The organism is Polynucleobacter sp. 71A-WALBACH, from assembly GCF_018882365.1.
GTDB lineage: Bacteria > Pseudomonadota > Gammaproteobacteria > Burkholderiales > Burkholderiaceae > Polynucleobacter.
On the sequence record NZ_JACVOP010000001.1, the window covers coordinates 1,395,381 to 1,410,574 of the forward strand.

The 15,194-nt window shown below is 44.5% G+C and carries 16 protein-coding genes; 9 read left to right on the forward strand and 7 right to left on the reverse strand.

Features of this window, described 5'->3' with window-relative positions:
• Window positions 1-26: 26 nt before the first annotated feature.
• The 3 genes from ICN42_RS07025 to ICN42_RS07035 form a co-directional block, all read right to left on the reverse strand.
• Window positions 27-1,037: a CorA family divalent cation transporter gene (locus ICN42_RS07025; protein WP_216252582.1), complete on the reverse strand. Its 1,011-nt coding sequence runs from the start codon at window positions 1,035-1,037 to the stop codon at window positions 27-29.
• 289 nt (window positions 1,038-1,326) lie between these two features.
• A complete protein-coding gene (locus ICN42_RS07030; RefSeq protein ID WP_216252584.1) occupies window positions 1,327-2,316 on the reverse strand; it encodes a hypothetical protein in 990 nt (329 codons plus the stop codon).
• A complete protein-coding gene (locus ICN42_RS07035) occupies window positions 2,316-3,152 on the reverse strand; it encodes a hypothetical protein (protein WP_216252586.1) in 837 nt (278 codons plus the stop codon). The genes ICN42_RS07030 and ICN42_RS07035 overlap by 1 nt, the downstream gene beginning before the upstream one ends.
• Window positions 3,153-3,328: 176 nt before the next feature.
• Between ICN42_RS07035 and ICN42_RS07040 the strand changes: the two genes are divergently transcribed.
• The 7 genes from ICN42_RS07040 (at window position 3,329) to ICN42_RS07065 (ending at window position 10,083) form a co-directional block, all read left to right on the forward strand.
• Entirely contained in the window at window positions 3,329-3,505 is a 177-nt protein-coding gene (locus ICN42_RS07040) for a hypothetical protein (protein ID WP_216252588.1), read from the forward strand.
• Window positions 3,506-3,516: 11 nt separating this feature from the next.
• Window positions 3,517-4,023 carry an arsenate reductase ArsC gene (locus tag ICN42_RS07045; RefSeq protein WP_216252591.1) on the forward strand — a complete coding sequence of 169 codons (507 nt, stop codon included), beginning with the start codon at window positions 3,517-3,519 and terminating at the stop codon, window positions 4,021-4,023.
• 61 nt (window positions 4,024-4,084) lie between these two features.
• A complete protein-coding gene (locus ICN42_RS07050; RefSeq protein WP_216252593.1) occupies window positions 4,085-5,563 on the forward strand; it encodes a DUF2252 domain-containing protein in 1,479 nt (492 codons plus the stop codon).
• A 97-nt stretch (window positions 5,564-5,660) separates the two neighbouring features.
• A complete protein-coding gene (locus tag ICN42_RS07055; RefSeq protein WP_216253001.1) occupies window positions 5,661-7,406 on the forward strand; it encodes an alkaline phosphatase in 1,746 nt (581 codons plus the stop codon).
• 21 nt (window positions 7,407-7,427) lie between these two features.
• Window positions 7,428-8,144 carry an MgtC/SapB family protein gene (locus ICN42_RS07060; RefSeq protein ID WP_216252595.1) on the forward strand — a complete coding sequence of 239 codons (717 nt, stop codon included), beginning with the start codon at window positions 7,428-7,430 and terminating at the stop codon, window positions 8,142-8,144.
• A 54-nt stretch (window positions 8,145-8,198) separates the two neighbouring features.
• Complete coding sequence (locus ICN42_RS12000) at window positions 8,199-8,411, forward strand: GDCCVxC domain-containing (seleno)protein (RefSeq protein WP_370626008.1); 213 nt, start codon at window positions 8,199-8,201, stop codon at window positions 8,409-8,411.
• Window positions 8,412-8,601: 190 nt separating this feature from the next.
• On the forward strand, window positions 8,602-10,083 hold the full coding sequence (locus tag ICN42_RS07065) for a Ppx/GppA phosphatase family protein (protein ID WP_216253004.1): 1,482 nt from the start codon (window positions 8,602-8,604) through the stop codon (window positions 10,081-10,083).
• A gap of 2 nt (window positions 10,084-10,085) precedes the next feature.
• Here the strand turns inward: ICN42_RS07065 and ICN42_RS07070 are convergent, their stop codons facing one another.
• Genes ICN42_RS07070 through ICN42_RS07085 form a run of 4 tightly spaced genes read right to left on the reverse strand, consistent with a single transcriptional unit; the run spans window position 10,086 to window position 13,314 of the window.
• Window positions 10,086-11,024, reverse strand: a complete 939-nt coding sequence (locus ICN42_RS07070) for a GNAT family N-acetyltransferase (protein ID WP_255539273.1) — start codon at window positions 11,022-11,024, stop codon at window positions 10,086-10,088.
• Window positions 11,025-11,065: 41 nt separating this feature from the next.
• Window positions 11,066-11,470 carry a diacylglycerol kinase gene (locus tag ICN42_RS07075; protein ID WP_216252597.1) on the reverse strand — a complete coding sequence of 135 codons (405 nt, stop codon included), beginning with the start codon at window positions 11,468-11,470 and terminating at the stop codon, window positions 11,066-11,068.
• Between the two features lie 9 nt (window positions 11,471-11,479).
• Entirely contained in the window at window positions 11,480-12,508 is a 1,029-nt protein-coding gene (locus ICN42_RS07080) for a glycosyltransferase family 1 protein (protein ID WP_216252598.1), read from the reverse strand.
• Window positions 12,505-13,314 (reverse strand): UDP-2,3-diacylglucosamine diphosphatase, encoded by an 810-nt coding sequence (locus ICN42_RS07085; RefSeq protein ID WP_216252600.1) that lies wholly within the window; start codon window positions 13,312-13,314, stop codon window positions 12,505-12,507. Before ICN42_RS07085 ends, ICN42_RS07080 begins: the two co-directional genes overlap by 4 nt.
• An 85-nt stretch (window positions 13,315-13,399) precedes the next feature.
• Here ICN42_RS07085 and ICN42_RS07090 point away from each other — a divergent pair, with 85 nt between their 5' ends.
• Window positions 13,400-14,194, forward strand: a complete 795-nt coding sequence (locus tag ICN42_RS07090; protein ID WP_216252603.1) for a 1-acyl-sn-glycerol-3-phosphate acyltransferase — start codon at window positions 13,400-13,402, stop codon at window positions 14,192-14,194.
• 52 nt (window positions 14,195-14,246) lie between these two features.
• Entirely contained in the window at window positions 14,247-15,152 is a 906-nt protein-coding gene (gene ppk2 / locus ICN42_RS07095; RefSeq protein WP_216252605.1) for a polyphosphate kinase 2, read from the forward strand.
• Window positions 15,153-15,194: the final 42 nt, after the last annotated feature.

The following is a 15,194-nucleotide window of genomic DNA, read 5'->3' on the forward strand; positions in this document are numbered from 1 at the left end:
TTGCGATATTTCGAATACGCGTTTCATTAAATAATTTTTTTCACCTTAAGGCCAAGATACACTGCTGCACCTGCGAGCGCCATCAGGGTCATGACGATATAGAAGGATTCTTTTAGGCCTGGTAAGTCCTCCATATTCATCCCCATAATGCCAGTGAGCAGGGTCATTGGCAAAAAGATCACCGTCATCACAGACAAGACTTGTAAATTGCGGGCATTGAATTCTGCTACATGCGCCGCCTGCTCGTCCTGTAATACCTTGGCCCGATCGTAGAGGTTGGATATTTCTTGAACAAGATAGGACAGTAGATCTACGTCTTCATTTAATCTGAACTTATCATCTTCAGAGAACCAGTAGGGCAATCGTTTTTGTAGTCTATGCAAAGCAATCAGCTCTGGAGAGAATTGACGTCTTAGGCGACTACATTGAATTCGGATGCGCCCAAGATATTCATGTTCAGGTAATTCTTTTCCTTTGAGAAGAATTTCTTCTAAATCATCCATTGTTTCAGATAGACGAATTAGGAGTGTTCTTAAGTATTCTGCGCGCAGGTCAATCAGCTCATGGAACAACTCAATGGTTGAGCGGGGATTTAATAAACCATTTCTTAAGTCAAAACGTAATTTATCAGTTGTTCTCAGGGGGTTATTTCTAAGTGAAATCATGAGACGGGGAGTGAGAATGGCCCACAGAGTGCCCAGGCTTGAGTCACTATCGCCCTCGCCAAATTCTTGATGAAAATCATTCATCACCATGAGCAAGCAATCATCTAGCTTTTCAATGCGCTCAAGTCGGCTACGAGTAACCCCTTCATCAATCATTTCGACAACACGCTCCGGCACTAAGCCAGTGCTTCTGAGCCAGCGTTGTACTTGGGAATTAGAGAGATTCAGGTGTAGCCAAATCGATAACTTGGGATTATTTAATGCAATCGCAATGTCGACAAGGGGAATCTCATGGTTATTCCCCTCGTCAGTCATTGCCCAAGCAAATACAACACCGTTGACTGGAAAAGGATGGTTGTTTAATTCATTCACGGATGGTAGTTGTTTATGGCTAAAAGTTAAATGACTATCGCTCATTGTAAGGTGGCGACATTGCAATCGGAGTCATGACACCTCACTGTCTTATTTGACCTCTATGATCTAAACGTGAAAATTATTTTGATAGGGATTAGCATCTTTCTATAGGCGCCAATATTTTGTTAATAGGATCTACTTATGAAAAGTCTCATGATTGAATTTCTAGCCACATGGCACGAGGTGAGGGTGATCTATCGTAATCGGTATGCAAAACATCGACTCGGCAGTTAATTTTTTGGATTCCCTATTTTGATTGTGATGGGGTAGAAATATTTTGCGGCACGATCAATGGTCGAAAGCTAAAAGGACTCGACTCGTTGGCATTGACATGTATTTCGACGGCTTGCACATTCTCTGCTCCCATTACTTCTAGTCTATAAACATTCTCTATCAGCTTTCCCTTGCTATTACGAAGGGGCTGATCAATCTTCAGTTGGTGACTGTCACCATGGATGAGTAGGATTGGAATGGGGAGTTTTTCAGATTGCTCTTGAAGTAGCTCGATCGTATCTTTATACCCGCTAGAGGGGTTGATTGCCAGGTCCGGACTATAGAATATGTCCGCCTGAAATGCGAAAATGATTCCTGAATACTTCTTATCTTTCGCCACTTCATATGCGCGATGGATCCAGGCTAAATTTGCCTTATTTCGGGATGCATATTCTTGGTCGGATTCTTCATCTCGCCCCAGATTATTGTTTGAACCAGGTATATGCAGGCTGACAAAAAGAAAGCCAGCCTTGCTCCACATTGAATTTTCAACATAGCTTGAAAATTCTGGCATGACATCTGCCTGGCGTTGCAACTTTAATGAAGGCTTACCAAGACTATTGGCATTTAGAAATTGCGTAGAGCGTATGTATTCGAGTCGCTCTAGTGGGTTATATCCACCAGCCAATACACGATGACAGTCTGTCCACTCGTTATCGCCAATACTATAAATGAGCGGGGCTTTAAAAGAATTAAAGTAAGCAGCCATCTTTTTGACATGCTCATTAGTGCAGGGTGTGCTCCCAGATTTTGTATCACCAACAAATATAGAAAAGGCGGGTTTTTGTGTATCAATTGCGCTAATTAAACGCTCAAATCGTGGGAAGTCGGCGGGCTGGGAGTAGGGCATATCTCCTAAAGCCACAAATTTAAATGATTGTGAAAGTACGCTTCCTGCAAATAAAAATTGTGCGGCCAAAATGATGAGCCCCAGCCTGATTGCGCCAAATTGTGTAATGCCCATCAAAACCTCCAAGTTAAGCCAATTTCGGAGCGTGAGGCTCTCACGCCAACATTGCTGATCACAATGCCCATATTCTCGGCACTTTGCATATACGATAACCCGATATCAATATCCTCTGTTGGTGAAAAGATGGCTGCCAATAAGGCATAGTTGGTTAAATATTGCTCGTTACTGGGCGGGTTAGTGGTGAGCCCCACATCTAAAGCCAACTTAAACCCAGGGACCACTGTCCAAACTGGTGCTGCAGACAAAAAAATGATATTGGTGCGGTTGGGTGAGTCGCTCAACCCAATTAGATAATTAGTGTTGTAGAGAGACTTTGTGTATAGGGCGTTGATGTGTAGTTCAATGGGGTCCCAGTAACTTGACCCAATCAAGTTGAGTCCGTAGCTGGGAAGTCCGAGGCCCAATCCATGAACTTGTTGTTGCGGTGTCCCTGGCAGCCCAATGGTTGGCTTGATTGCCAGAGCCCATTTTCCATCACCGTCCTCGGCAAATCGCCATTTAATTGCGATGACTTTATTTGAGGCGGGTGAATAATTTCCGCGGGGACTCGCAAAGTAGGTGGCGCCCAAGGATAGCTCTGTGTTTTCAGCAATACCTCGAGTGTAAGTTAGTGGAAATGCTTTAGCGCTTCCTCCGCCAAAGTACTCCTCTCCCGGGGTGGAAATATCTACTGTGTTGGCTGTTCCGCCGCCGTGGCTGGCTGTTTTAAAGAAGTATTGCTCTATTTGGTTACGGTCTTTAGCAACCGTTCCAGCATCATCTGTATTCAGTGGCTCAAATGCGCAGACGAGCGCTGGTACCAATAGAAGCAGGAGGGCGATGAATCGCATAGCCAAAAAAATGCCATCTAAGTCAATGCTAGAAAGTAACTTACTAATGTGACGAATTTGAGTAAACGACTCTTCCTTGCTGCTTTGTCACAAAAGCTTCATTAAATTGAAACATATAGTTTTTAGTATCCATGCAAACTATCCCATCTTCATCAGTCCAGAGAGGATCACTCACCATGAAGCTAAAAACGAACTTATCTCAATTGTTTCGTCAGCCTGATGTCAAATCAGCTCTTCAATATATGGCGTCAGAAAAGCAGATCCATATGACTCCTGCTTGCTCAGTCAAATCAAAAGATAGACCTTTTTTAGTCGATCGAAAATATGCTTTGCAATTAGATGAAATTATTTAATACTGTTATTAATGACTCGCCCCTATAACATTCTCTTTTTGTGTACTGGTAATTCTGCGAGATCAATTCTTGCGGAAGCGCTAGCAACCACTTTAAGCCACGGGCGATTTATCGGCTATTCAGCTGGTGCGAAGCCCGTTGGGAAGGTCCATCCAATTGCTTTAGATCTCATCAGATCAATGGGCTATCCCTTGCAGTTAGCTCGGAGTAAGAGCTGGGATGAGTTTGGTCGCGAAGGTGCACCTCAGATGGATTTCATTATTACTTTATGCGATTCTGCGGTCGGAGAAAGTTGCCCCTACTGGCCCGGGCACCCATCGACTGCTCACTGGGGCTTTCCGGATCCCTCCGCTGTTGAAGCTGGAGACGAGGCGATGCTGTCCGCATTTAAGCAAGTGGAAATCGGTCTTCGCAATAGGATTGAGTTGTTGCTTGATTTGCCCATTGCTCAATTAGACCGCTCTGAGCTAAGGGATAGACTGCAGACCATTCATCATCGACTGAAGTTTACTAAGTAGTTTGGTGATTCCATGATCAAGACCTGTAATAATAGGCTGATTATTCCCTTGTGAATCTCGTATGTCAGTCACATTAAAAGTATCAAAATCTAAATTACGATCTCAGTCTGCTGAGAAGATTGCCACTCTTGTTCCAGTCGAATCATATCAACACTCAAAGCGCCCCAGCATTAAAAAACGCTTCAGTAATGGCAGGGCTTTACGTAAAAAGGTAAGCCATGTAGAACAGGGCATTTATACCCCACCCAAAGATCGAATCGGTCCGATTGAAGTTTTAGAAAACCAAGCTAAGCAACGCATTAAATCCCTTATCCCGATTCGTTATGAGCGAATGTTGCAATCGCCTTTCGCCTTTTATCGTGGGGGCGCCGCAATCATGGCGCAAGACTTGGCAATTCAACCCACTACTGATATTACGGTTCAACTTTGCGGTGATATGCATGTATCCAATTTTGGATTATTTGGTACCGCAGAGCATCGACTCGTATTTGGAATCAACGATTTTGATGAAACCCTGCCAGGAAGTTGGGAGTGGGATCTCAAGCGATTAGTTGCAAGTGCCGTAATTGCCTGTGAGGCGCTTGGTGGCAGCCAAGACCTTGGCAAAAAATTGGTTTACCGAATCAGCTCTGAATACCAAAAGCGTATGGCCCAGTATGCCCAGATGCCTTACTTGGATCTCGCCCAACAATTTATTGGTGAGAAGGATATCCGCAAACACTTCAATAGTGTTCATCAAAAGAAATTAGATGCCTATCTTAAGGAAACTAAAGGTCAAAACAATATTCAAGTTCTTGAGAAGCTAACCACCTTGGTTGGAAAAAATCGCAAAATTATTAATAAGCCTCCGCTGATTGATCATTTCGACAAGTCAATACATGGCATCCCAATGGCTGGTTTAGTTGAAAAAGCACTTTTCAATTACAGCTCAACTTTGCTGGCCGATCGACAGGTTTTATTCCAGCGATACAACTTGCAGGATTTCGCTGGAAAAGTGGTTGGCATAGGTAGTGTGGGAACCACTTGCATGGTTTTATATTTTGTCGGGGATAGCCCAAAAGACCCTCTTTTTTTGCAATACAAAGAGGCCCAAGAGTCTGTATTGACACCATACTTAGGTAAATCGGCCTACTCTAATATGGGTCATCGAGTTGTGGCAGGGCAGAGATTGCTTCAGGGTGCGCCAGATATATTTTTAAGCCCTGGATATATACAAGATGGCAGCATCAAAGTGCAGGAGTTCTATCTGCGCCAGTTAAGAGATATGAAAGGCGGTATTGATGTTGGTCCTGGGGGTGTTTCGCTTAAGAATTTCCCTGATTATGCAAAATTATTTGGTTGGGCTCTAGCCCTTGGTCATGCCCGCTCTGGGGATGCCGCCATGATCTCTGGGTATTGCGGCCAGTCAAAAGCCTTTGATGAGGCGATGTATCGTTTTGCCACGTCTTACGCTAAGCAGAACCAGGCTGATTACGAGGTGTTCTGTGATGCGGTAAAAAGCGGTCAAATTGAAGTGGCTAAGAAGAAGGCTGCACTTTAATTCTGAGATTTGATTGGATTACTGTCACATTACTGTCATTAAGAGTGTCCATATTCGATAGTTGCATCTTTAACCTCTCATTGACTGATTTGTGACTATGAATACCTCAAGCCTTACGCGCTTAGTTTCTTTTTTAATTTTGCTACTGAATTTAGGCTCTTTACAAGCGGCCGCGCTTTATCCAATTCAGAACGCAGAGATCCTAGCTGGATCACAGTTTGATATCAAAATAGAATTTGATGCTGTGACCTCGATTGAGAATGTGGATGTTCGGCTAAATAACATTCCAGCTGCCACCTCATTAAGAAAACCAGTTTCTTTTATTGCTAATGAAGCTGGGAAGGGTAGCTCCCTCATTTATCGCGATGTCCAATTAAATAAACCTGGAAAATATGTACTGACTGCAAAAGCGGGACAAGAAAATCTGAGCGTGAGCTGGGATGTCTATGCGAGTGGTCCGAGAAGGGTAAAGAATGTCATTCTATTTATTGGTGATGGCATGACGATTGCAAACCGAACATCTGCACGTGTTTTATCAAAGGGAATATCCGAAGGTAAATATCAGGGGAAGTTATCTTTTGATGACATGCCCAACACAGCGCTCATCGGCACATCTGGGTCGGATTCTCTGATTACTGATTCAGCCAATTCCATGAGCGCCTATACAACTGGGCATAAGACGGCAGTCAATGCGATGGGCGTGTACGTCTCGAGGGCTCCTGATAACTTATCTCATCCCAAGGTTGAAACGATTGCTGAGTTGGTCAAGCGCAAGACCAAAATGTCGGTAGGCATCGTGTCTGACGCAGAATTACAAGACGCCACACCCGGCGCAATGGTTGCTCATACACGTAGGCGAGCAGATAAACCATACATTGCCGACCAATTATTAGCCAGTGGCGCGGCAGTCATTTTAGGCGGTGGATCAGCATACTTCTATCCACAGTCAAATCCGGTATCAAAGCGCAAGGATGAGAAAAATCTAGTCGAGCAGTTTAAGAAAGATGGGTACGAAGTTGTATTTACTAAGGATGGGTTGAAAGCAGCAAGCAATGCTACTTCTACCAAAAAGCTCTTTGGCGTTTTTCATCAGGACAATATGGATGGATCACTGGATCGTTTCTTTTTAAAGAAAAATACGGTTGAACAGTATCCCGATCAACCTGATTTAACAGATATGACGAAGTCAGCGATCAGCATTCTCTCTAAAAATCCCAATGGCTTCTTCTTGATGGTAGAGGCAGCCTTGATTGATAAATTTAATCATCCATTGGATTGGGAGCGCGCAGCTTTTGACACCATTATGTTGAGTAATGCCGTACAAGTCGCCAAGGATTTTGCTAAGACCCATCCTGACACCTTAATTATTGTGACTCCAGACCATACCCATAGCGGATCTATTAGCGGCGTTGTTAATGATGCCAAGCCTGGCCCTCTAAGGGAAAGGGTGGGAGTTTATGCCGATGCAGGCTACCCAAATTACCCCAAGGCCAATATTGAGGGTTACCCCGATCAAATTGATGTCTCTAAGCGCTTAGCTTTTTTCTATGGCAACTATCCAGATCATTATGAGACTCTACATCCTAAGTTAGATGGGACTTTCAAGCCTGCCATTAAGAATGATAGCGGTCAATACATTGCCAATCCAAAATACATTCAAATGCAAGAAGACTCTATTCATGTGGGTGGCAATCTTCCGTCGCATCAGGATGTTGGTGTCCATACGGCAGATGATGCGGTATTAAACGCTATGGGGCCAGGTTCCGAAAAATTCCGCGGATTCATGGATAACACCGAAGTTTTTAAAGTAATGGTTCAATCTCTGGGGCTTAGCCAAAAGTAATTTATGTTTATTTATAGCAATATGGAATCGTTCAATAATATTAATTTAATTTCTCTGGCCGATAGCGCCGTAAGCCTTTCAGTCGCCTTCATACTTGGTGGCTTCATTGGTTTTGAGCGTCAGTATCGACAGCGGACAGCAGGTTTGCGAACCAATATCTTGGTCGCTGTGGGTGCGGCCATTTTTGTTGATGCGGCTAATCGCCTAGTAGGACATGAAGGGGCCGTCCACGTCATGGCCTATGTCATCTCCGGAATAGGTTTTCTTGGGGCCGGCGTCATCATGCGAGAGGAAGGTAATATCCGAGGAATTAATACGGCCGCAACCTTATGGGGATCAGCTGCAGTGGGGGTTTGTGCTGGAGCGGATTTGATCTTAGAGGCAGTGCTTGCCACCTTTTTTGTTTTAGCGGCGAATACTTTGTTGCGCCCCGTAGTTAGTTTAATTAATAGACAGCCTTTAGATACCCAATCTGTAGAGGTTACGAATTCCGTTTACATCATTACTCCAAAACATTCTCAAAAACTGGCTCTGAAACAATTTATTGACACCCTAGAGGCGGCCGGGTATCAAGCCCAGGATGTCGAAGTTCATCAATTTGGAAGTGAAGATGTTGAGATTCAGGCGGTATTGACCACATCAGCAGTAGAGGGTGATCAGATGGATGCCTTGATTGCAAGGCTTGCCGCAATGGATTTTGTAAATCAGGCATTTTGGAGTCCAAGCACAACGGACTAAAGGTATTTGAAGCCTTGTCTTCATCCTGAAATATTTGAAGTTCAATATTCGGCTGTGAATACCATTATCCAAAATCAACATTCTGTCATTACCTGCCCGAATTGTCGTGGCCATGAAATCCTGGAGATTCCCCGCGGTTCCTCTCAGCACCTGTATCGTTGCCCATCCTGTAGCACTATTTTGAAGCCCAAGTCTGGCGACTGTTGCATCTTCTGTAGTTTTGGTAGCTCAGATTGCTCGAGTTCTGAGCAGAATTTAGCGGCTTAGACTTATTTCAGCAAGGAAACTAGTAGACTGGCAGATCTTTTCACAAATATGTCATGATAATTTCATAAAATAGACATATTCATTTAAGCGCAGGGCTATTGGAACTATCTTGGCTTCATATAAAGGCGTCCCCGAAATAAATGCATCGGACCTAGTGGCCGCCGTGGACTTGGGCTCGAATAGTTTTCGGATGTTGGTTGCCCAAGTTGTGCACACCCCATCTGGTACCCAACTACGTCCTATTGACACCCTTAGGGAGTCTGTACGACTTGCAGCAGGCCTGACCGACAACAAGTTATTGGGTAACGATGCCTATCAGCGTGGCATTGCTGCGATCCGTCGCTTTGGTGAGCGGATCCGAGGTTTTGATCCCTCCAAAGTTCGTGCAGTTGCCACCAATACATTGCGCGTTGCCAAAAATGCACCTAACTTTGTTCGTGACGCTGAAGAAGCTCTAGGTTTTCCAATTGAAATCATTGCTGGTGTTGAGGAAGCGCGTTTAATTTACATTGGCGCTGCACACGAGGTTCCAGCAGTACATGGCAATCGCCTAGTTGTCGATATTGGTGGCGGATCTACCGAGCTCATTATTGGCAAAGGATATGAGCCAAAGCTCATGGAAAGTCTTTATATTGGTTGTGTATCCCATAGCCTTCGTTTTTTCCCTAGGGGCAATATTGATTCACATGCTTTTAAAGAGGCTGAGCTAGCTGCGCGCCGTGAGATTCAAGTAATCTCTGGCGCTTATTTAAAGAGTGGGTGGAAGCAAGTGATTGGTTCTTCAGGCACTGCCCGTGCGTTAGCAGAGCTGATTGCTGATAACGACTTTAATGGACAGGCTGATGGCCTCACTATGGGTCGAGTGAATGGCTCCAGTGGTTTAATCACACGTGATGGCTTAAGAGCCATGAAAAAACATCTTCTGAAGTACGAGCATGTTAGTCAGGTAGAGTTATTGGGCCTCAAGGATGATCGTCGCTCTGTCTGGCCCGGAGGCCTTGCGATCATGATTGCAGTCTTTGATGAGCTTGGTATTGAGAGTATGGAAGTGACTGATGCCGCGTTGCGTATCGGCGTTCTATATGATCTATTGGGCCGCTCTCAACATGACGATATGCGTTTTGTCACTGTCGAGCAATTTATGCAGCGCTATGCTGTCGATCGAGAACAGGCTAAGCGAGTTGGTAATTTAGCGGCTGAGTTTTTGGCTCAGCTTCCAAAGCCAGATGCAGAAAGTAGGGCGGACAATATCGCCTTATTGCAGTGGGCCGCAAATCTACATGAAATTGGTTTATCGATTTCTCATAACGGATATCACAAGCATTCAGCCTATATTGCAGGAAATGCCGACATGCCTGGATTCTCAAAGAATGATCAGGCGCGACTGGCTGCCTTACTGATTGGTCATACGGGTAAATTAGGAAAGCTGGCCAATAACGCCAGTTTCTCTGATTGGCGCATGTTGTTCTGTTTGCGACTTGCTCAAGTGCTATGCCGTGGACGGAGTGATGGAAGTTTGCCTAAAGTAAAGGTATCGGAGCATGATGGCTCTTACTTAATCAGTCTTTCGCATGCTTGGACTAAGGAGCATCCGTTAACGGAATTTAGTCTACAAAAAGAAGCGGCCGAATGGGAGCGTATCGGCCGACCTTACAGCGTTAGCTTGAAATAATCCTAGAGACCTAAAAAATGCTTCGCGTAGCGTGGATTGATTTCTGATAAACGCAGCATAGTTAGAACGTCTGCTGTATTGAAGTCTGGATCCCAGGCCGGAGCACTACAAATTTTTGCCCCTAATTTAAGGTAACCCTTGATCAAGGGCGGCGGCTCCACCTCTAGGCCACCATTGAGGCGATCCAACGGTAAAGGTAGGCGTGGAAAAGCGTGGTTTTCTACTGGCGCCATTTGATCGTTACTAAGAGAGTTATAAAGGCTAGCAGCAAAGTGACCTCCATCCGCCATAGGAATGCTTGCGCAGCCGAGCATGATTTCATAATCATGTTTTTGCATATATTGAGCCAGACCGCTCCAGAGTGCCATGATCACTGCGCCAGAGCGATAGTCCGCGTGAACACAAGATCTGCCCAACTCAACCATTTTAGGGCGCAAATGATTTAAACGCGATAAATCAAATTCAGAATCGGAATATAAACGCCCAATTTCGGAAGCTTTGTGAGGGGGCAATACGCGATACGTTCCTACAACCTTTAGTGATTCTTGGTCGCGAATAAGTAAGTGGTCGCAATAAGCATCAAACTCATCAATATCTAAGTTTTCTGCATTTTTGGGCAAGTTAGCGCCCATTTCTTCGGCGAATACCTTGTATCGCAAGCGCTGCGCCTCTTTAATCTCACTGGCATTGCTGGCCCATGTAATTTGAAGTGCAGGGCGTTTTGACTTGGCTACTGCCTTTTCAAGGGCGACCGGCTCTTGAATGCTTAACTCAGTACGCGTTCTCGTAGCAAACTTTTTCCCAAATAATTTTTTAGCCATCTTCTTAGAAAAGAGCTTTTTAATAACTTCTGTTTTGTTTTTATTCTTCTTCTTTGGCTTACCCTCAAAGCGTGAGTTGAAGATATCGAATGCGCCTAAGGGGTTTGGAATGTCAGACATAGTTTTCCTTTATTAATTCTTCTGATGTTAGAAGTGCTGTATTACCAATTCATGACAAGTGGCGTGCAGATAGTGATCCAAAGTAGTGCTGCAATTAGCAGGGCCAACATCACCGCAGCTGATCCAAAGTCCTTTGCTCTTTTGGATAGATCATGGTGATCAAATGAGATGCGATCGATAGCTGCCTCAACGCTCGAGTTCAATAGTTCAACTACTAGAACCATCACTATTGAGACGATCAAGACGCATTTTTCAAGAGGGCTAATTGGCAGAAACAGTGCTACTGGGGTAAGCAATACAAGTAGTGTCAGTTCCTGTCTAAATGCACTTTCTTCCTTAAACGCGTAAACAATCCCGCACCACGAGTTTTTGGCTGCATGCCACGCCCTAGTAACCCCACGATTCCCTTTATGGGGATTTTGTTTAATGTTGTAAGGGGTAGTCAAAATAAGGCCTTAAGCTAGAGCAGTCACATGAACTTCGGGTGATGGGACGGGCTTGAGGTGATTAACAAATTGCTCGGAAGCTGCTCTCCAGGAGAATTTCTCGGCATGCTCTCTAGCTAATTCACGAGGGATTTTGAGAGCCTGCATGCAAGCCTCACGCAAATCCTCATTCATTGCGCCTGCAGGTGACTTACCTAGGACATCTATTGGGCCTGTAACTGGATAAGCCGCAACAGGGGTGCCACAGGCCATTGCCTCAAGTAACACCAGGCCAAATGTGTCCGTTTTGCTGGGGAAGACGAATACATCAGCTGCTGCATAGACTTTGGCTAATTCATGTTGCTGTAAAACTCCGAGATAATTAATGTTGGGATATTTTTCTTTAATGGCGGCCATTGCTGGACCATCACCAACAACCCATTTGGAGCCCGGTAGGTCAATCTCTAGAAAAGCATTGATATTTTTTTCAACAGCAACTCGACCAACATACAAAAAAATTGGATGGGCGGTATTAAGCGCCTTGGAATCTTGCATTTTAAAAATATCCAGATCTACACCTCTAGACCACAACACCACATTATTTAAGCCGTATTTTTCTAGATCATCTTTAACTACGATAGTTGGCGCCATCACTGCCATGGAGGGCCCATGGAACCAGCGTATGAACGCGTAGGTAATAGCGAGTGGAATTCCAGTACGGGCTTTGACGTACTCCGGAAAGCGGGTGTGATACGCGGTCGAAAACGGAAGTTTATTTTTGACCGCATAGGAGCGGGCAGATAATCCTAATGGACCTTCTGTAGCAATATGCATAGCATCTGGCGCAAATGCTTTAATTCTGCGGGCAACTTCTTTCCCTGGAAAAAGTGAGAGTGCGATATCGGGGTAGGTAGGGCAGGGAATAGATTTAAACCCATTTGGCGTAATCATCTCCACTTCATGACCCATGCTAATTAATTCGGCGCGAGTTTGTTTGAGTGTTCTCACAACGCCGTTCACTTGCGGATCCCATGCATCGGTGATGATCATAATTTTCATGCGCTAACCTCTTTGATAAGTGTTTCAATTGCGGGTTGGAAGGGGATTTCAGAAGCTTGGACTGGATCGCCTTTAATCTGAGTCCAATAAATAATTTTGAGTTCGCCAGTAGTGGTCTCAACTAGAGCTGAGAGACTTTCAACCCAGTCACCATCGTTGCAATACAACAGGCCATCAATCTCACGGATTTCTGCCTTATGGATATGGCCGCATACGACTCCATCACAATTACGTAAGCGCGCCTCTCTAGCCATAATGTGTTCAAAGTCGGCGATATAACTCACCGCATTCTTAACTTGATGCTTGAGGTATTGAGAAAGGGACCAGTATTGGAGGCCCATCTTTACGCGCAACATATTGAAGTAGCGGTTGATATACAGGATGAAGGAATACATTGAGTCGCCAACATAAGCAAGCCATTTGGCATATTGCATGACTCCATCAAATAGATCGCCATGGGTGACCCAAAGTTTGCGACCATCTAAAGTGGTATGAATAACCTCTTCCTCAACCTTGATATCACCAAAGGACATGCCAAAGTATTGCCGGGCACTTTCATCATGGTTACCTGGAATATAAATTACCTCAGCACCTTTACGGGCCTTGCGTAGTAACTTTTGTACAACATCGTTGTGAGCCTGTGGCCAGTAGAAAGATCTTCTCAGTCTCCAGCCATCGATGATGTCACCAACTAAATAAAACTGATCAGCTTCATTATGTTTTAAGAAATCGAGGAGGTAGTTAGCCTGACACCCCGATGTTCCTAGGTGTACATCCGAAATCCAGATAGCTCTGTAGTGCGTCATGAGTAAGCATTAAGCCTACTCATGATGTAATCCTCGTGACACATTTAAGTCAGTTTGATGACTTGATTTATATTGATACTTGCTTATGAAAAAATCTTCCCAAAATCACAAAATAAATGAGACGCCAATAATCTTGCGTATTTGGGTGTGGACTCAAATTTGGGTTCATGTCATGTGCGGCGTCTGTACCTTGTCACTTGTATTTCCGTTTTTAGATCGCAGAAATAAACATCGAGCGATCCAGAAGTGGTCAAAGCATCTTCTGAGAATATTCAATATTGAGCTTATCGTGCAAGACGGCGCATTGCTCGGAAACATACCTCACTTAATTGCCGCAAACCATATTTCTTGGTTAGATATCCATGTGATTAATGCGTTTAAGCCTATTTGTTTTGTTGCCAAGTCTGAGGTAGAAGGGTGGCCAATATTTGGCTGGATGGCTAAACAACTTGGCACGCTATTTATTAAAAGGGATAGCGCGCGCGACGTAAGGCAAGTAGTGAATCAGATGGCGGAGGTATTGAAAGCCGATTCCGTCTGTATTTTTCCTGAGGGAACATCTACGGCAGGTGAAAGTGTGCTGCCCTTTAAGCCCAATCTTTTTGAGACTGCGATTTTGGCCCAGACCCCTGTTTTTCCGCTTGCGCTTCAGTATTTATCGAAAACTACCGGAAATAGAAGTGAATCTCCCGCTTTTATTGGCGAAATGGGCCTTTTGGAGTCTATGTCTAACATCATTAAAAACCGCGCTTTGGAGGCGAAAATCACCATCCTGCCGGCATTTCCCTGGTCTCAGCAGACAATAATCCCTGCTGATCGAAAGCAAGTGGCGAGCTATTGCGAGAATTTCATTGCCAAAACCCTAGAACAGCAAATGTAATAAAAATGTCATATCCTTGAGATACAAAGAAAGTATTGATTTAGGGGATGAAATGACTTCAAAACATCAAGAGATGGCTGAATGGTATCAGCGTGCTCAAGAAGAAATCTTGGATAGTATGGATGAAGAGCTCGAAATGGAGCTCGATGATGATCGCCTATCTCAGGATGGTGGTAGTGGTTCTGTTATTCCTCGACATATTTATTTCAAGGAACTTTTCCGTTTGCAGGGCGAGCTAGTCAAGTTGCAGGACTGGGTCGTTGAAAATAAACTCAAAGTGGCTGTTTTATTTGAAGGTCGTGATTCTGCCGGTAAGGGCGGTGCAATTAAGCGTATTACACAGCGACTGAACCCGCGAGTGTGCAAGGTGGTTGCATTAAACGCCCCAAGCGAACGAGAAAAGACTCAGTGGTATTTTCAGCGTTACGTATCAAATTTACCTGCTGGCGGTGAAATAGTCTTGTTTGACCGCAGTTGGTATAACCGTGCTGGCGTAGAAAAGGTCATGGGATTTTGTACTGATGATGAGTACGAAGAGTTTTTGCGTACAGTGCCAGAATTCGAACGCATGATCATCAGATCCGGGATTATTTTAATCAAGTATTGGTTCTCGATTTCTGATGATGAGCAGTACAACCGCTTCATGATGCGTATTCATGATCCGCTCAAGCAGTGGAAGCTGAGTCCTATGGACTTAGATGCACGTCGCCACTGGGAGGCCTATACCAAGGCAAAAGAGACCATGCTAGAGCGTACGAATATCCCTGAAGCGCCATGGTGGGTGGTTGCGGCCAATGACAAGAAAAAAGCCCGCCTCAATTGCATCACCCATTTGCTTGATCAGATCCCATACAAAGAAATTAACCACCCTGAAATTACTTTGCCTGCTCGTGTCCATAACCCAGACTACTTGCGTGGACCAGTGCCCCCTGAGATGTATGTGCCCGAGGTATATTGAGCTTCTCTAGAAAGTGTTAATCTCTTATAGACATTAGGGGAT